The sequence below is a fragment of the Streptomyces sp. NPDC030183 genome (assembly GCF_055573455.1).
Genome location: NZ_JBVIBK010000016.1, coordinates 97,599 through 110,271 on the forward strand (window position 1 = coordinate 97,599; position 12,673 = coordinate 110,271).

The following is a 12,673-nucleotide window of genomic DNA, read 5'->3' on the forward strand; positions in this document are numbered from 1 at the left end:
CGGCCCCGGCCACCGCACAACCCGAGGGCCCCGCCAACGCCGGCGGGGCCCTCGAATGTCGTTTTCAGCGAAGACGTCCTCCTCAGCAGATGCGCGGCAGCTGCTCGCCGAGCGGCAGGTCCACCACCCGTGTGCCGCCGAGACCGGTGGCGACCACGACCATCCCCGGATGGTCGGCGACGCACTCGCCGATCAGCGTGGCCCCGGCGCCCCGCGGATGGGCACGCATCGCCGCCAGCACCTCCTCCGCCGCCGACGGCGGCACGAAGGCCACAAGCCGCCCCTCGTTGGCGACGTACAGGGGGTCCAGCCCGAGGAAACCGCAGGCGTTGGCCACCGCGTCCGGCACCGGAATGGCACGCTCCTGGAGCCGGACGCCGGTCCCCGAGGCCCGGGCGATCTCGTTCAGGGACGCCGCGAGGCCGCCCCTGGTGGGATCGCGCAGCACATGGATGTCGGGGGTGACGGCCAGCATCGCCGCGACCAGGTCCGCGAGCGGCGCCGTGTCGCTGGCGACGTCCACCCCGAACTCCAGCCCCTCCCGCACGCTCATGATCGCCACCCCGTGCAGACCGATGGGCCCGCTGACGATGACCGCGTCCCCCGGCCGCGCCCGCTGCGGCCGGATGTCCACGCCCTCCGGGACGAGACCCACCCCGGCGGTCGTGACGTACACCCCGTCGCCGTGTCCGGACTCCACCACCTTGGTGTCGCCCGTGGCGACCAGGACGCCGGCGGCCTCGGCCGCCGCGCCCATGGCGCGCGCGATCCGCTCCACCACCGTCAGCTCCACGCCCTCCTCCAGCACGAACGCGGAGGACAGATACGCGGGCCGGGCACCGCTCATCGCCAGGTCGTTGACGGTGCCGTTGACCGCGAGATCACCCAGGCAGCCACCGGGGAAGAACAGCGGCCGGACCACATAGGAGTCGGTGGAGAACGCCAGCCGCGCGCCCCCGAGTTCGAGGACGGCGGAGTCGGCGAGCGAGGCCAGGACGGCGTTGCCGTAGGCGGGGGCGAAGACCTGCTCGACCAGTTCCGCCGACAGCGCACCCCCTCCGCCGTGCCCCATCACCACGACCGGCTGGTCGCGCAGGGGAGCGGGACAGGTCCAGGCGGACGGATCGACCACATCGGCGAGTTGTTCAGGCAACGGGGTTCATCTCCTCCCGCGCGACCGCAGCGGCCTGCGGCGTCGGGCCGTCGTTCATCCGGCGGTACAGGTAGTACGCCGCGCAGGCACCCTCGCTGGACACCATCGTGGCGCCGAGCGGGGTGCGCGGGGTGCAGGTGGTGCCGAACGCGGCGCACTCCGTGGGCTTGATCAGCCCTTGCAGCACCTCGCCGCTGCGGCACTCGGCCGGCTCCTCGGTACGGATGCCGGTGACGTCGAAGCGGTGCTCGGCGTCGTACGCGCGGAAGGCGTCGGTGAGCCGCCAGCCACTCGCGGGGATGCGTCCGATGCCCCGCCAGTTGCGGTCGGTGACCTCGAACACCTCCTCGATCATGCGGACGGCGGCCGGATTGCCCTCGTCCCGTACGGCACGCGCGTAGGCGTTCTCCACCCGGTGCTCACCGCGCTCCAGCTGACGGACCGCGCGGCGGATGCCCTCCAGGATGTCCAGCGGTTCGAAGCCGGTCACCACGATCGGGACGCGGAACCGCTCGGCCAGCTCCGGGTACTCGGCCGTGCCCATCACGCTGCACACGTGCCCGGCGGCCAGGAAGCCCTGCACCCGGCATGAGGGCGCCGTCATGATGGCCTCGACGGCCGGGGGCACCCGTACGTGCGACACCAGCAGGCTGAAGTTGGTCAGGCCCAGGCGGCGCGCCTGGTGCACGGCCATCGCGTTGGCGGGTGCCGTGGTCTCGAAGCCGATGGCGAAGAAGACCACCTCCCGGTCCGGGTTGCGGCGGGCCAGCTCCAGCGCGTCGAGCGGCGAGTACACCACGCGGACGTCGCCGCCCCCGCCCTTGACCCGGAACAGGTCCCGGTCGGTGCCGGGCACCCGCAGCATGTCCCCGAAGGAGCAGAAGATCACCCCGGGGCGGGAGGCGATCTCCAGCGCCTTGTCGATGACCTCCAACGGCGTCACGCACACGGGGCAGCCGGGCCCGTGGATCAGCTCCACCTCGTCGGGCAGCAGACGGTCGATGCCGTGCCGGACGATCGAGTGGGTCTGCCCGCCGCACACCTCCATCAGGGCCCACGGCCGGGTGGCGGTGGCACGGATCTCGTCCAGCAGCCGCCGCGCCAGAGCGGGGTCGTTGAACTCGTCGATGTACTTCACGCGGTTCCCGCCTCCTTCGCCGCCTGCTCCCAGGCGTCACCGAACTCCTCCTCCAGCAGCCCCAGTTCCTCGAACAGCTTCAAGGACGCCAGGGCCGACTCCTCGTCCAGGCGCTGGAGCGCGAACCCGACGTGCACGATGACGTACTCACCCACCCGTACGTCGGGCACGTACTCCAGGCACGCCCGCTTCTGCACACCGCCGAAGTCGATCAGCCCGGTGAGGGGGTCGGCGCTGTCGTCGATGTCCACGACCTTGCCGGGCACTGCCAAGCACATGGGTCACTCCTCTTGTCGTAGGTGAGCCGCGACCACCAGTTGGCCGAGGGCCAGTCCGCCGTCGTTCGGCGGCACCTCGCCGTGCCGCAGCACCGTGAAGCCCGCCCCGGCCAGCAGCCGCGCGCACTCCTCCTCCAGCAGGGCGTTGGCGAAGACGCCGCCGCTCAGGGCGACGACGGCCAGGCCGGTGTCCCGGCGCGCCCCCCGGCAGCTCTCCACGACGGCCCGCGCGACGCCCCGGTGGAAGCGCGCAGCGAGCACGGCCGCCGGGGTGCCCCGGCGCAGATCGGCGACGAGCGCGCGCAGTACGGGCGCGGGATCCCACACACCGGCGGCGACACCGAAGGCGTACGCCGAGGTGTCGGCGTCCCAGACGGAGGCCGCCGCGGCCTCCAGTTCCAGGGCGGCCTGGGCCTCGTACCCCGCCCGGTGGCACACCCCGGCGAGGGACGACACGGCGTCGAAGAGCCGGCCCATGCTGGACGTCGCCACACAGGCCAGCCCCCGCGTCAACTGGCGCTCCAGCACGTGGAGTTCATCGGGGGTGCAGGCGGTCACGCAGGGCAGGTCCGTGTCCCACGGCAGGCCCGCGGCCCACAGCCGGGCCAGTGCGAGGCGGCACGGGTTGGCCACGCCCGCGTCACCGCCGGGCAGCGGGGCGGGGGCCAGGTGGGCGAGGCGCCGGTGGCCGGCGTAGTCGGCGAGCAGGATCTCACCGCCCCAGACGGTGCCGTCGTCGCCGTAGCCCGTGCCGTCGAACGCGACGCCGATGACGGGTGTCGTGCCGTCGAGGCCGTGCTCGGCCATCGCCGAGGCGATGTGCGCGTGGTGGTGCTGGACCAGCACGGGTCTGCCCCCGGCCAGCCGGGCGGCCCACCGGGCGGAGTGGTAGCCGGGGTGCCGGTCCGCGGCGACCAGCTCGGGGCTGACGCCGGTCAGGCTCCGCATCCGCGTCTCCGCCCGCCGGGCCGCCTCCAGCGTGGTCAGGTCGCCCATGTCGCCGATGTGCGGGCCGAACCACGCCTGGTCGCCCTCGCCGACGCACAGGGCGTTCTTCAGGTCGCCGCCCACCGCGAGCGCGGGCCGCACCGCCACCGGCAGCCGCAGCGGGCGCGGTACATATCCCCGGGACCGGCGCAGCACCTGCTCGGTGCCGTCGGCGCGCACCCGCAGCAGGGAGTCGTCGCACGGCGCGGAGACCTCCCGGTCGTGGGCGAGCCAGGCGTCCGCGAGCCCCGCCAGCCGGGTCAGCGCCTCGTCGTCGTCCGTCACGATCGGTTCCCCGGAGCGGTTGCCGCTCGTCATCACCAGCACGCGCGGGCCCGGCGGATCGCCGGGCAACCCGAACAGCAGGGTGTGCAGCGGGGTGTACGGCAGCATCACGCCGACGTGCGGGCTGCCGGGGCACACACCGGGCGCGAGCACCTGCTGCCCCGCGCGTGGGCGCAGCAGCGCGATCGGGCGCCGGGGGCCGGTGAGCGTCGCCTCCTCGGCCGCGGAGACGGCGGCGAACCGCCGTACGGTGTCGAGGTCCGCACACATCACCGCGAACGGCTTGCCGCCGCGCGCCTTGCGGGCGCGCAGCGTGTCGACGGCGCTCGCGTCGGTGGCGTCGCACGCCAGGTGGTAGCCGCCCAGGCCCTTGACGGCGACGATCCTGCCGGTGGCCAGCAGCGCGCGGGCCGCCGCGAGGGCGCCGGCGTCCCGGGCCGGCCGGACACCGCCGCCCGGCGCGGGCACCAGGCGCAGCCGGGGCCCGCAGTCGGGGCAGGCGACGGGCTGGGCGTGGAAGCGGCGGTCTCCGGGATCGGCGTACTCGCGGGCGCAGGCCGGACACAGGGGGAACGCGGCCATGGTGGTGACCGCCCGGTCGTACGGCATCCCGGTGGCGATGGTGAAGCGGGGCCCGCAGTGGGTGCAGGTGACGAAGGGGTGCCGGTGCCGGCGGTCGGCCGGATCGGCCAGCTCCCGCAGGCAGTCCGCGCAGGTCGCCACGTCCGGCGGGAGCAGGGTGCGGCCCGGGGACCGGTCGGTGGTACGGATCGTGAAGGCGTCGTCGGTGCCGGTGACGGGCAGGTCCTCGACGCCGACGGCGGTGACGGCGGCCAACGGCGGCGGCTCGGCGGCCAGTCGGTCGCAGAAGCGGGCGATGCCGTCCGGCGGGCCCTCCACCTCGATGAGCACACCGTCCGCCGTGTTGCCCACGAACCCGGCCAGCTCCAGGTCGGTGGCCAGGCGGTGGACGAACGGGCGGAAGCCCACGCCCTGCACCGTGCCGCGCACCGTGACCCGCCGGCGCACCGTCCGCTCGCCGCCGGTGGCGCGCGGGGCACGGGTGGCGGGCGCCGTCACGAGACGCGGCCGGCCGCCAGGCCGGGTGCGGCGTCCCCGTGGCTGTGCGGGCGCGGTGCCAGGGGAGGCCGGTGGACGGGCGCTCCGTCCCGCACCGCGAGCACCCGCTCCAGGACGGTGTCGACGCCCTCGCCGCCCCGGGCGCAGGACCGCACCACCTCCACCCCCGGGTTGACCCGCTGGACGTGGGCGCGGAAGGCGGACTCGTCGAATCCGGCGACCCCGGCGAGGTCGGTCTTGGTGAGCACCACGAGCTGGGCGGAGCCGAAGGCCGTGGGGTACTTCAGCGGCTTGTCCTCGCCCTCCGTCACCGCCATCAGGACGATCCGCAGGCTCTCCCCCAGGTCGTAGGAGGCGGGGCAGACGAGGTTGCCGACGTTCTCCACGAACAGCAGTGACGTGTCGGCGGGCAGCCAGCTCTCCACGTGGCCGCGCAACTGCCGGGCCTCCAGATGGCACAGCCCGTCGGTCAGCAACTGCTTCACCGGTGCCCCCGAGCGGGCGAGCCTGCGGGCGTCGTTCTCGGTCGCCAGGTCAGCGGTCAGCGCGGCCACCGGGACACCGCGCTCGACCGCCCGGGCCAGCACCCGGCCGAGTAGCTCGGTCTTGCCGCTGCCGGGGCTGGACAGCAGGTTCACCACGGTCACTCCGCGTCCGGCGAGTTCGTCGCGCAGGCTCGCGGCCAGCCCGTCGTTCTTCGCCAGGACGGCCTGGGTGACGTCGTCCACGGACTCGCACATGGCGCAGCTCCTCGCGAGGGGTCGGGTGCGTCGGACCGCTGCCGATCCTGCGCGCCGCGGGTCACCGGGCGGGGGAGACGGGCCGCTGACGGGCCCGGGGATTCGTCCGGGCGGCTCAACGTGGCGTCCCCGCCGGGATCACCCGGGCGTCCCCGCCGGGTTCATCGGGGTGTCGCCGCCGGGGTCAGCGCGGGCGTCCTTGCGGGATCACCCGGGCGTCCCCCCCGGGATCATCCGGGCGTCGCCGCCGGGGTCAGCGCGGGTGTCGCCGCCGGGGTCAGCGCGGGTGTCGCCGCCGGGTTCAGCGCGGGCGTCCCCGCCGGGTTCAGCGCGGGCGTCCCCGCCGGGATCACCCGGGCGTCCCCGCAGGGATCACCCGGGCGTCCCCGCAGGGTTCATCGGGGTGTCGCCGCCGGGGTCAGCGCGGGCGTCCTTGCGGGATCACCCGGGCGTCCCCGCCGGGGTCACCCGGGCGTCGCCGCCGGGGTCAGCGTGGGTGTCGCCGCCGGGTCGGCGAGCAGGGCCGGGACCAGGACGTGCAGCGCCGTGACGGCGCGCGCGACGGCGTCGCGCACCGTCGCGCTGACACCCGGGGCGATGTCCTCGTCACCGTTCGGCAGCACCTCCGGCTCGCAGGCGAGCACCAGCACCCGGGGGAGCGGCTCGTCGCCGAGGTGCGCGGCCAGGGACAGGACCTTCGCCGGGTCCATGCCGTGTGCCTCGGGCGGCGGGCCGCCGTGGGCGCGGTCGGGGAGTTCCGGTTCGACCAGCGACAGGGTGCCGGGCCGGTGGCCCCGGACGGAGGCGTCGACCAGCAGGGCCGTGTCGTAGCCGCCGAGCAGTTCGTAGGCGAGGTCCATGCCGCGGATGCCGAAGTCCCGCACCCGCACCTCGGGCGGCAGCGGTCGCCCCTCCAGGGCGCGGACCACCTCGGGTCCGAAGGCGTCGTCCGCGAGGAAGATGTTGCCGACGCCCGCCACCAGCAGGCGCCCGCTCATCGCACGCCCTCCGTGGCCAGGGGCCGGGCGGAGCCGTGCGCGAGCTTGCGGACGAACGCCGACCGCAGGGCGTGGTACGGGGCGCGCGGATCGAAGAAGACGGCGTGCATCCGCTCGAGTTCGGCCCGCCGGTACTCGTCGAGGGGCCGCCGCTCCTCGTCCGCGCGGCGGGCCGCGGTCTTCGCGGTGATCCGCGCGGCGAGGTCCGGGGCGTCGGCCAGCGACGCGGCCCTGCGCTCCACCTCGGCCGCGAACCCCTGGGGCGGGACCGGCAGCGAACGGTCCACCAGCCCGAGCCGCGCGGCGGTCGCGGTGCTCACCGGCAGCGCCTCGCCGGTCAGCCGCTCGGCCGTCTCCGCCCCGACCCGGCGGGGAAGGGTGTACGTCCAGTACTCCGACCCGTACAGGCCCATGCGCCGGTAGTGCGGGTTGAGGACGGCGCCCTCGCGGCACCACACCTCGTCGGCGGCCAGGGCGAGCATCACGCCGCCGGCCGCCGCGTTGCCGCCGAGCGCCGCCACCACCAGGCGGTCGGTGGTGCGCAGCACCGCCTCGACCAGGTCGTTCATGGCGTTGAGGTTGGCCCAGGACTCCGCCGCCGGGTCGTTGGACGCCTCGATGACGCCCAGATGGATGCCGTTGGAGAAGAAGTCGCGGGACCCGCCGAGCACCAGCACCGGGGTGGGGCGGGCGAGCGCGTACCGGTAGGCGTCGAGCAGCCGGCGGCAGTGGTCGGTGCTCATGGCGCCCCCGGGGAACGAGAAGTCGAGGAACCCCACGTCGCCCCGCAGCCGGTACCGGATGTCGCAGAAGGTGCGCCGGTCCGCGGGCAGTTCCAGCGGTACGGCACTCACGGGCAGCCGCGGCGGCCGGCCGTCGGGGCCGGGCGCGGTCCCGGTGGCGCCGGGCGGGGCGGCGAAGCCGGCGAGCACCGATTCCGCGGGGCGGCGGAACGGCGCCGGGTCGCCGGAACCTTTGCGGGGGCGCAGTTCGGGGATCCACACCGCGCCGTCCCGGGTGGCCCGGCAGACCGCGCCGGCCCGCGTCGCCAGCAGTTCGCCGGGAGCGCCGCGGAGGCGGTCCTCGGGGTGCCCGCCGTGCAGGAACACCTCCCGGCCGAAAAGTTCGTCGAGGACGCCCGGCTGCGAGTCGGCCGCGCGGAGCTTGCTCAGCACCGTCTCCGTGCTGTCGTTCTCCCAGTCGATCCGGCGCCGCTCCTGACGGAGGAAGTCCCGCCACACCACCCGGATCCCGGGATCGGTCTGCGGCCGCGGCTTGAAGGACCCCTCGGCGTACCGCCGGACGGCCAGCAGGACGGCGGCCGAGGCGGCGTCGGCGACCTCGCCCCGGTACAGGTCGCTCTTGCCGACGGGCGGCACCGGGAAGGACACGGCGGCCCAGACGTCACCGGCGTCCATCCCCGCCTCGGCCTGCAGGACCGTCACGCCCCACTGGGGCGCCCCCTCGGTGATCGCCCAGTCCAGGGAGGACGGGCCGCGGTCGCCGGGCGGTCCCGGGTGCACGATGAGGCAGGTGTGCTCCCGCCAGACCTCCTCGGGCAGCGCCGTCCGCAGCATCGGGGCGACGATCAGGTCCGGGGGCGACGCGCGCACGGCGGCCACGACCGCGTCGGTGCCGTGCGTGGCCAGAACGACGTCGACCCGGTGGCCCCGGTCGGACAGTTCCGCGTGCACCCGCTGGGAGAGGCTGTTGAACGCGCTGGCTACGAGCAGGATGTCCATGAGGGGGAATGGTGACCGGTCACGGGAGGCTCACGAAGGACCACCGCGGCGTTTCGCCCGGGCTCACCTCCCGACGCCGGCGTGCTCGGCGGGACCCGGTCGCCGTTAAGGTCGTGTCGGAGCGGCTGCGGCACACCGCCGGTGTGATGACAGAACGCGCGGGTCGGATCCGAGGTCATGGGGGCGTAGTGCGATTGCGAGTGGAGTTCACCACCGAGCCGTTCGACCTGGACGAGCCGCCCCGGCACGCGCTGGTCGCCCGGGACGTCATCGAGGCCGCCGAGCTGGACGCCGTCGACGTGGGCCCCTTCGGCAACACCGCCGAGGGCGGCGCCGACGCCGTCCTCACCGCGGTCGACGCGCTGCTGCGCCGGGCCCTGGAGGCGGGCGCCACCCGGGTCTCGCTCCAGGTCAACGTGGTCGGGGAGAGCGGGGAGGGGCAGGGGTGACCGCCGCCGGGGACGACCCCTTCGTCGCGGCCGTCAAGCCGCTGGTCGACGCGATGGGCGGGGTCCTGCTGCCGCCGGGCGAGGCCGGCCCCGACGACGTCGTGCTGTCCTGGCAGGGCGCCGACGTCGTCGCCGTACGGCTGCCGCAGCTCGCCGAGTCGCTGGACCACATCCTCGCCGCGCTGGAGCGCAAGCACGGCAAGGCCCTCGCCGACCTCGACCGCAGGACCAAGCAGGAGATCGTACGAACACTGGAGGCGCGCGGCGCGTTCTCCGTGCGGCACGGCGTGGAGACCGTCGCGAGCGCCCTCGGCGTCAGCCGCTTCACCGTCTACAACTATCTGAACAGGGAGAACCCGGCCAAGGGGGGCTGAGGAGCGGCTGAGGGCGGTCCCCTCGGGCAGCGGCAGGCCGGCGACGCCCACGTGTTTTTTCAACAAACTGTTGACGCGGTGTCGTCGCGGGGCGTTAGCTTGCCGTAGCCAGTCCCGCACCACGGCCACGGAGGCTCCCGTGACTTCGCGTTCCTCGACGCCGGGCCTCGCCCGGTTCAACACCCTGGAGAAGCACGCCGCCGTCGCCGCGCTCCACGAGGCGTGCGCCTCGGCGGAATGGGGGCGCAGACTCCTCGCCGGCCGGCCGTACGCCACCGTCGGCGACCTCCTCGACGCGAGTGACGCCGCCATGGCGGAGCTGACCGCCGAGGACCTGGCGGAGGCGATGGCCGGACACCCGCCGATCGGCCGTCCCACACCGGGCGACGCGACCTCCGCCAGGGAGCAGCGCGGCATGGCCGGCGCCCCCGAGGCGCTGAAGACGGAGATGCTCGAACTGAACCTGGCCTACCAGGAGAAGTTCGGCCATGTCTTCCTGATCTGCGCCACCGGCCGCACCGGCGAGCAGATGCGCGACGCGGTCAGGGAACGCATCGGCAACACGCCGGAGGAGGAACGGGAGATCGTCCGCGTCGAACTCGGCAAGATCAACCGCATCCGCCTGACCCGACTGGTCGAAGAGGACTGAGAGCAGCATGAGCACCAGCACCACGGCCTCCGTGTCCACGCACATCCTGGACACCAGCGTCGGCCGCCCCGCCCCCGGGGTCGCCGTCCGCCTCGCCGCCCGTCCGGGACGCGACGCGGACTGGCAGGACCTCGGCGGTTCCGCGACCGACGCCGACGGCCGGTGCAAGGACCTCCCGGCGCCGCCGGAAGGGACGACCCACGTACGGCTCGACTTCGCGGTGGAGCCGTACTTCCAGGCCAGGCAGGCCGGGACCCAGCAAGCCGAGGCACAGCAGGACGCCCCCGCGCATCGGGACAGCGGTGTGTTCTTCCCCGAGGTGGTCATCACGTTCGCCGTCCAGCCCGGCGAGCACTACCACGTACCGCTGCTGCTCAACCCGTTCGGCTACTCCGTATACCGAGGGAGTTAGCACGCATGCCCACTCTTGGACAGAACCAGTACGGCAAGGCCGAGAACCGCGTCGTACGCATCACGAGGGACGGCGCCACCCACCACATCAAGGACCTGAACGTCTCCGTGTCCCTCTCCGGCGACATGGACGAGGTCCACCTCTCCGGCTCCAACGCGAACGTCCTGCCGACGGACACCACCAAGAACACGGTGTACGCCTTCGCCAAGGAGCACGGCATCGAGTCCGCCGAGCAGTTCGGCATCCATCTCGCCCGCCACTTCGTGACCTCCCAGCCGGCCATCCACCGGGCCCGCATCCGGATCGAGGAGTACTCCTGGGAGCGCGTCGAGCACTCCGGGAAGGGCGCGCACTCCTTCGTCCGCACCGGCCAGGAGACCCGGCTCGCCCAGATCACCTACGACGGCTCGGCCTGGGAGGTCGTCTCCGGCCTCAAGGACCTCACGGTCATGAACTCGACCGACTCCGAGTTCTGGGGGTACGTCAAGGACAAGTACACGACCCTCCCCGAGGCGCACGACCGCATCCTCGCCACCGAGGTCTCCGGCCGCTGGCGCTTCAACTGGACCGACGACGCGCGGCCGATGCCCGCCTGGGACACCTCGTACGCGCAGGTCAAGCGGCATATGCTGGCGGCCTTCGCCGAGACGTACTCGCTCTCGCTCCAGCAGACCCTCTACGCGATGGGCGCCCGGATCATCGACCACCGCGACGAGATCGACGAGGTCCGCTTCTCCCTGCCGAACAAGCACCACTTCCTGGTGGACCTGGCCCCGTTCGGCCTCGAGAACGACAACGAGGTGTATCTCGCCGCCGACCGCCCCTACGGCCTCATCGAGGCGACCGTCCTGCGCGACGGCGTCGAGGCGCGGATCCCGGCCGATCTCACCACCCTCTGACGCGGACCCGGTACGCACACCGGGAGTTGGGACGAACAACGATGGCACAGCGCATCGTCATCGAGAACGCGGCGATCGCGACCGTGGACGCGCGGGACACCGAGCACGCGTCGGGCCATGTGGTCGTGGCGGACCACGTGATCGAGTCGGTCGGCGCGGGACGGGCCCCCGAGGGCCTGACGGACGTCGTACGCCGGATCGACGCCACCGGCCATCTGGTGACCCCCGGCCTGGTCAACACGCACCACCACTTCTACCAGTGGATCACCCGGGGCCTCGCCACCGACCACAACCTCTTCGACTGGCTCGTCGCGCTGTACCCGACCTGGGCGCGCATCGACGAGCGGATGACGTACGCGGCGGCCCAGGGCTCCCTCGCGATGATGGCCCGCGGCGGTGTGACGACCGCGATGGACCACCACTACGTCTTCCCCAAGGGCTCCGGCGACCTGTCGGGCGCCATCATCCGGGCCGCCCGCGAGACGGGCGTCCGCTTCACCCTCGCCCGGGGCTCCATGGACCGCAGCGAGAAGGACGGCGGTCTGCCCCCGGACTTCGCCGTCGAGACCCTCGACGGCGCGCTCGCCGCCACCGAGGCGACCGTGCGCGAGCACCACGACGCCTCCTTCGGCGCGATGACCCAGGTGGCCGTCGCCCCCTGCTCCCCGTTCTCCGTCTCGACCGAACTGCTCAAGCAGGGCGCCGAGTTGGCGCGCCGACTGGGGGTGCGGCTGCACACCCACGGCTCGGAGACGGTCGAGGAGGAGAAGTTCTGCCACGAGCTGTTCGGCATGGGCCCGACCGACTACTTCGAGTCGACGGGCTGGCTCGGCGAGGACGTGTGGATGGCGCACTGCGTCCACATGAACGACTCCGACATCGAGACGTTCGCCCGCACGAGGACCGGTGTCGCCCACTGCCCCTCCTCCAACGCCCGCCTCGCGGCCGGGATCGCCCGCGTCCCCGACATGCTGGCGGCCGGCGTCCCCGTCGGCCTCGGCGTCGACGGCACCGCCTCCAACGAGTCCGGCGAACTCCACACCGAGCTGCGCAACGCGCTCCTCGTCAACCGCCTCGGCCCCCACCGCGAAGCCGCCCTCGACGCCCGCCAGGCGCTACGCCTCGGCACCTACGGCGGCGCCCAGGTCCTCGGCCGGGCGGCCGAGATCGGCTCCCTGGAGCCCGGCAAGCTCGCCGACCTTGTCCTGTGGAAGCTCGACACCCTGGCCCACGCCTCCATCGCCGACCCGGTGACCGCCCTGGTCTTCGGCGCGGCGGCCCCGGTGACCCTGTCGCTGGTGGGCGGCCGAGCCGTCGTGGAGGACGGCCGCCTGCTGCATGTGGACGAGGACGCGATCGCCCGCTCCACACGGGACGAGGCCCGGCGGCTGGCCCGGATCGCGGCCGGGGACTGACCCGGCCGCCCCGCCCCGCCCCGCGCCGACGCCGTGGCGGCACCCGCCTGTGCCGTACGGCGCCCGGACTCCGG

The 12,673-nt window shown here is 73.9% G+C and carries 13 protein-coding genes; 6 read left to right on the plus strand and 7 right to left on the minus strand.

The genetic code is table 11. The features are described from left to right. Positions 1 to 82 precede the first annotated feature (82 nt). The 7 genes from hypE to ACZ4Z2_RS20545 all read right to left on the minus strand — a co-directional run bounded on the left by hypE (position 83) and on the right by ACZ4Z2_RS20545 (position 8,401). A complete protein-coding gene (gene hypE, locus ACZ4Z2_RS20515) occupies positions 83 to 1,153 on the minus strand; it encodes a hydrogenase expression/formation protein HypE (protein WP_468077948.1) in 1,071 nt (356 codons plus the stop codon). Then, on the minus strand, positions 1,146 to 2,291 hold the full coding sequence (gene hypD, locus ACZ4Z2_RS20520; protein ID WP_468077950.1) for a hydrogenase formation protein HypD: 1,146 nt from the start codon (positions 2,289 to 2,291) through the stop codon (positions 1,146 to 1,148). The genes hypE and hypD overlap by 8 nt, the downstream gene beginning before the upstream one ends. Then, a complete protein-coding gene (locus ACZ4Z2_RS20525) occupies positions 2,288 to 2,569 on the minus strand; it encodes a HypC/HybG/HupF family hydrogenase formation chaperone (protein ID WP_468077952.1) in 282 nt (93 codons plus the stop codon). The genes hypD and ACZ4Z2_RS20525 overlap by 4 nt, the downstream gene beginning before the upstream one ends. Before the next feature lie 3 nt (positions 2,570 to 2,572). After that, complete coding sequence (gene hypF / locus ACZ4Z2_RS20530) at positions 2,573 to 4,921, minus strand: carbamoyltransferase HypF (protein WP_468077954.1); 2,349 nt, start codon at positions 4,919 to 4,921, stop codon at positions 2,573 to 2,575. After that, positions 4,918 to 5,661 carry a hydrogenase nickel incorporation protein HypB gene (gene hypB, locus ACZ4Z2_RS20535; RefSeq protein WP_468077955.1) on the minus strand — a complete coding sequence of 248 codons (744 nt, stop codon included), beginning with the start codon at positions 5,659 to 5,661 and terminating at the stop codon, positions 4,918 to 4,920. The genes hypF and hypB overlap by 4 nt, the downstream gene beginning before the upstream one ends. Positions 5,662 to 6,125: 464 nt before the next feature. Next, the gene (locus tag ACZ4Z2_RS20540) at positions 6,126 to 6,659 is read right to left on the minus strand and encodes a hydrogenase maturation protease (protein WP_468077957.1); all 534 of its coding nucleotides are present in this window, start codon (positions 6,657 to 6,659) and stop codon (positions 6,126 to 6,128) included. Further along, the gene (locus ACZ4Z2_RS20545; protein ID WP_468077959.1) at positions 6,656 to 8,401 is read right to left on the minus strand and encodes an enoyl-CoA hydratase-related protein; all 1,746 of its coding nucleotides are present in this window, start codon (positions 8,399 to 8,401) and stop codon (positions 6,656 to 6,658) included. Before ACZ4Z2_RS20545 ends, ACZ4Z2_RS20540 begins: the two co-directional genes overlap by 4 nt. A 188-nt stretch (positions 8,402 to 8,589) precedes the next feature. On the opposite strand from ACZ4Z2_RS20545, the gene ACZ4Z2_RS20550 reads away from it, so the two are divergent. The 6 genes from ACZ4Z2_RS20550 (at position 8,590) to ACZ4Z2_RS20575 (ending at position 12,599) form a co-directional block, all read left to right on the plus strand. After that, entirely contained in the window at positions 8,590 to 8,850 is a 261-nt protein-coding gene (locus ACZ4Z2_RS20550) for a YkoF family thiamine-binding protein (RefSeq protein ID WP_468077961.1), read from the plus strand. Further along, positions 8,847 to 9,224, plus strand: a complete 378-nt coding sequence (locus ACZ4Z2_RS20555; protein ID WP_468077963.1) for a helix-turn-helix domain-containing protein — start codon at positions 8,847 to 8,849, stop codon at positions 9,222 to 9,224. Before ACZ4Z2_RS20550 ends, ACZ4Z2_RS20555 begins: the two co-directional genes overlap by 4 nt. A 139-nt stretch (positions 9,225 to 9,363) precedes the next feature. Beyond that, on the plus strand, positions 9,364 to 9,873 hold the full coding sequence (gene uraD / locus ACZ4Z2_RS20560) for a 2-oxo-4-hydroxy-4-carboxy-5-ureidoimidazoline decarboxylase (protein ID WP_468077964.1): 510 nt from the start codon (positions 9,364 to 9,366) through the stop codon (positions 9,871 to 9,873). Between the two features lie 7 nt (positions 9,874 to 9,880). Then, positions 9,881 to 10,285: a hydroxyisourate hydrolase gene (gene uraH, locus ACZ4Z2_RS20565; RefSeq protein WP_468077966.1), complete on the plus strand. Its 405-nt coding sequence runs from the start codon at positions 9,881 to 9,883 to the stop codon at positions 10,283 to 10,285. A 5-nt stretch (positions 10,286 to 10,290) separates the two neighbouring features. After that, the gene (gene pucL, locus ACZ4Z2_RS20570) at positions 10,291 to 11,184 is read left to right on the plus strand and encodes a factor-independent urate hydroxylase (RefSeq protein WP_468077968.1); all 894 of its coding nucleotides are present in this window, start codon (positions 10,291 to 10,293) and stop codon (positions 11,182 to 11,184) included. Positions 11,185 to 11,225: 41 nt separating this feature from the next. Beyond that, positions 11,226 to 12,599 carry an 8-oxoguanine deaminase gene (locus ACZ4Z2_RS20575; RefSeq protein WP_468077970.1) on the plus strand — a complete coding sequence of 458 codons (1,374 nt, stop codon included), beginning with the start codon at positions 11,226 to 11,228 and terminating at the stop codon, positions 12,597 to 12,599. The last annotated feature ends 74 nt before the right edge of the window (positions 12,600 to 12,673 follow it).

Excerpts from the sequence above, each read along its gene's own strand:
- ACZ4Z2_RS20525 (WP_468077952.1), bottom strand. The coding sequence starts at position 2,569 with ATGTGCTTGGCAGTGCCCGGCAAGGTCGTGGACATCGACGACAGCGCC.
- hypB (WP_468077955.1), bottom strand. The coding sequence starts at position 5,661 with ATGTGCGAGTCCGTGGACGACGTCACCCAGGCCGTCCTGGCGAAGAAC.
- ACZ4Z2_RS20540 (WP_468077957.1), bottom strand. The coding sequence starts at position 6,659 with ATGAGCGGGCGCCTGCTGGTGGCGGGCGTCGGCAACATCTTCCTCGCG.
- ACZ4Z2_RS20545 (WP_468077959.1), bottom strand. The coding sequence starts at position 8,401 with ATGGACATCCTGCTCGTAGCCAGCGCGTTCAACAGCCTCTCCCAGCGG.
- uraH (WP_468077966.1), top strand. The coding sequence starts at position 9,881 with ATGAGCACCAGCACCACGGCCTCCGTGTCCACGCACATCCTGGACACC.
- pucL (WP_468077968.1), top strand. The coding sequence starts at position 10,291 with ATGCCCACTCTTGGACAGAACCAGTACGGCAAGGCCGAGAACCGCGTC.
- ACZ4Z2_RS20575 (WP_468077970.1), top strand. The coding sequence starts at position 11,226 with ATGGCACAGCGCATCGTCATCGAGAACGCGGCGATCGCGACCGTGGAC.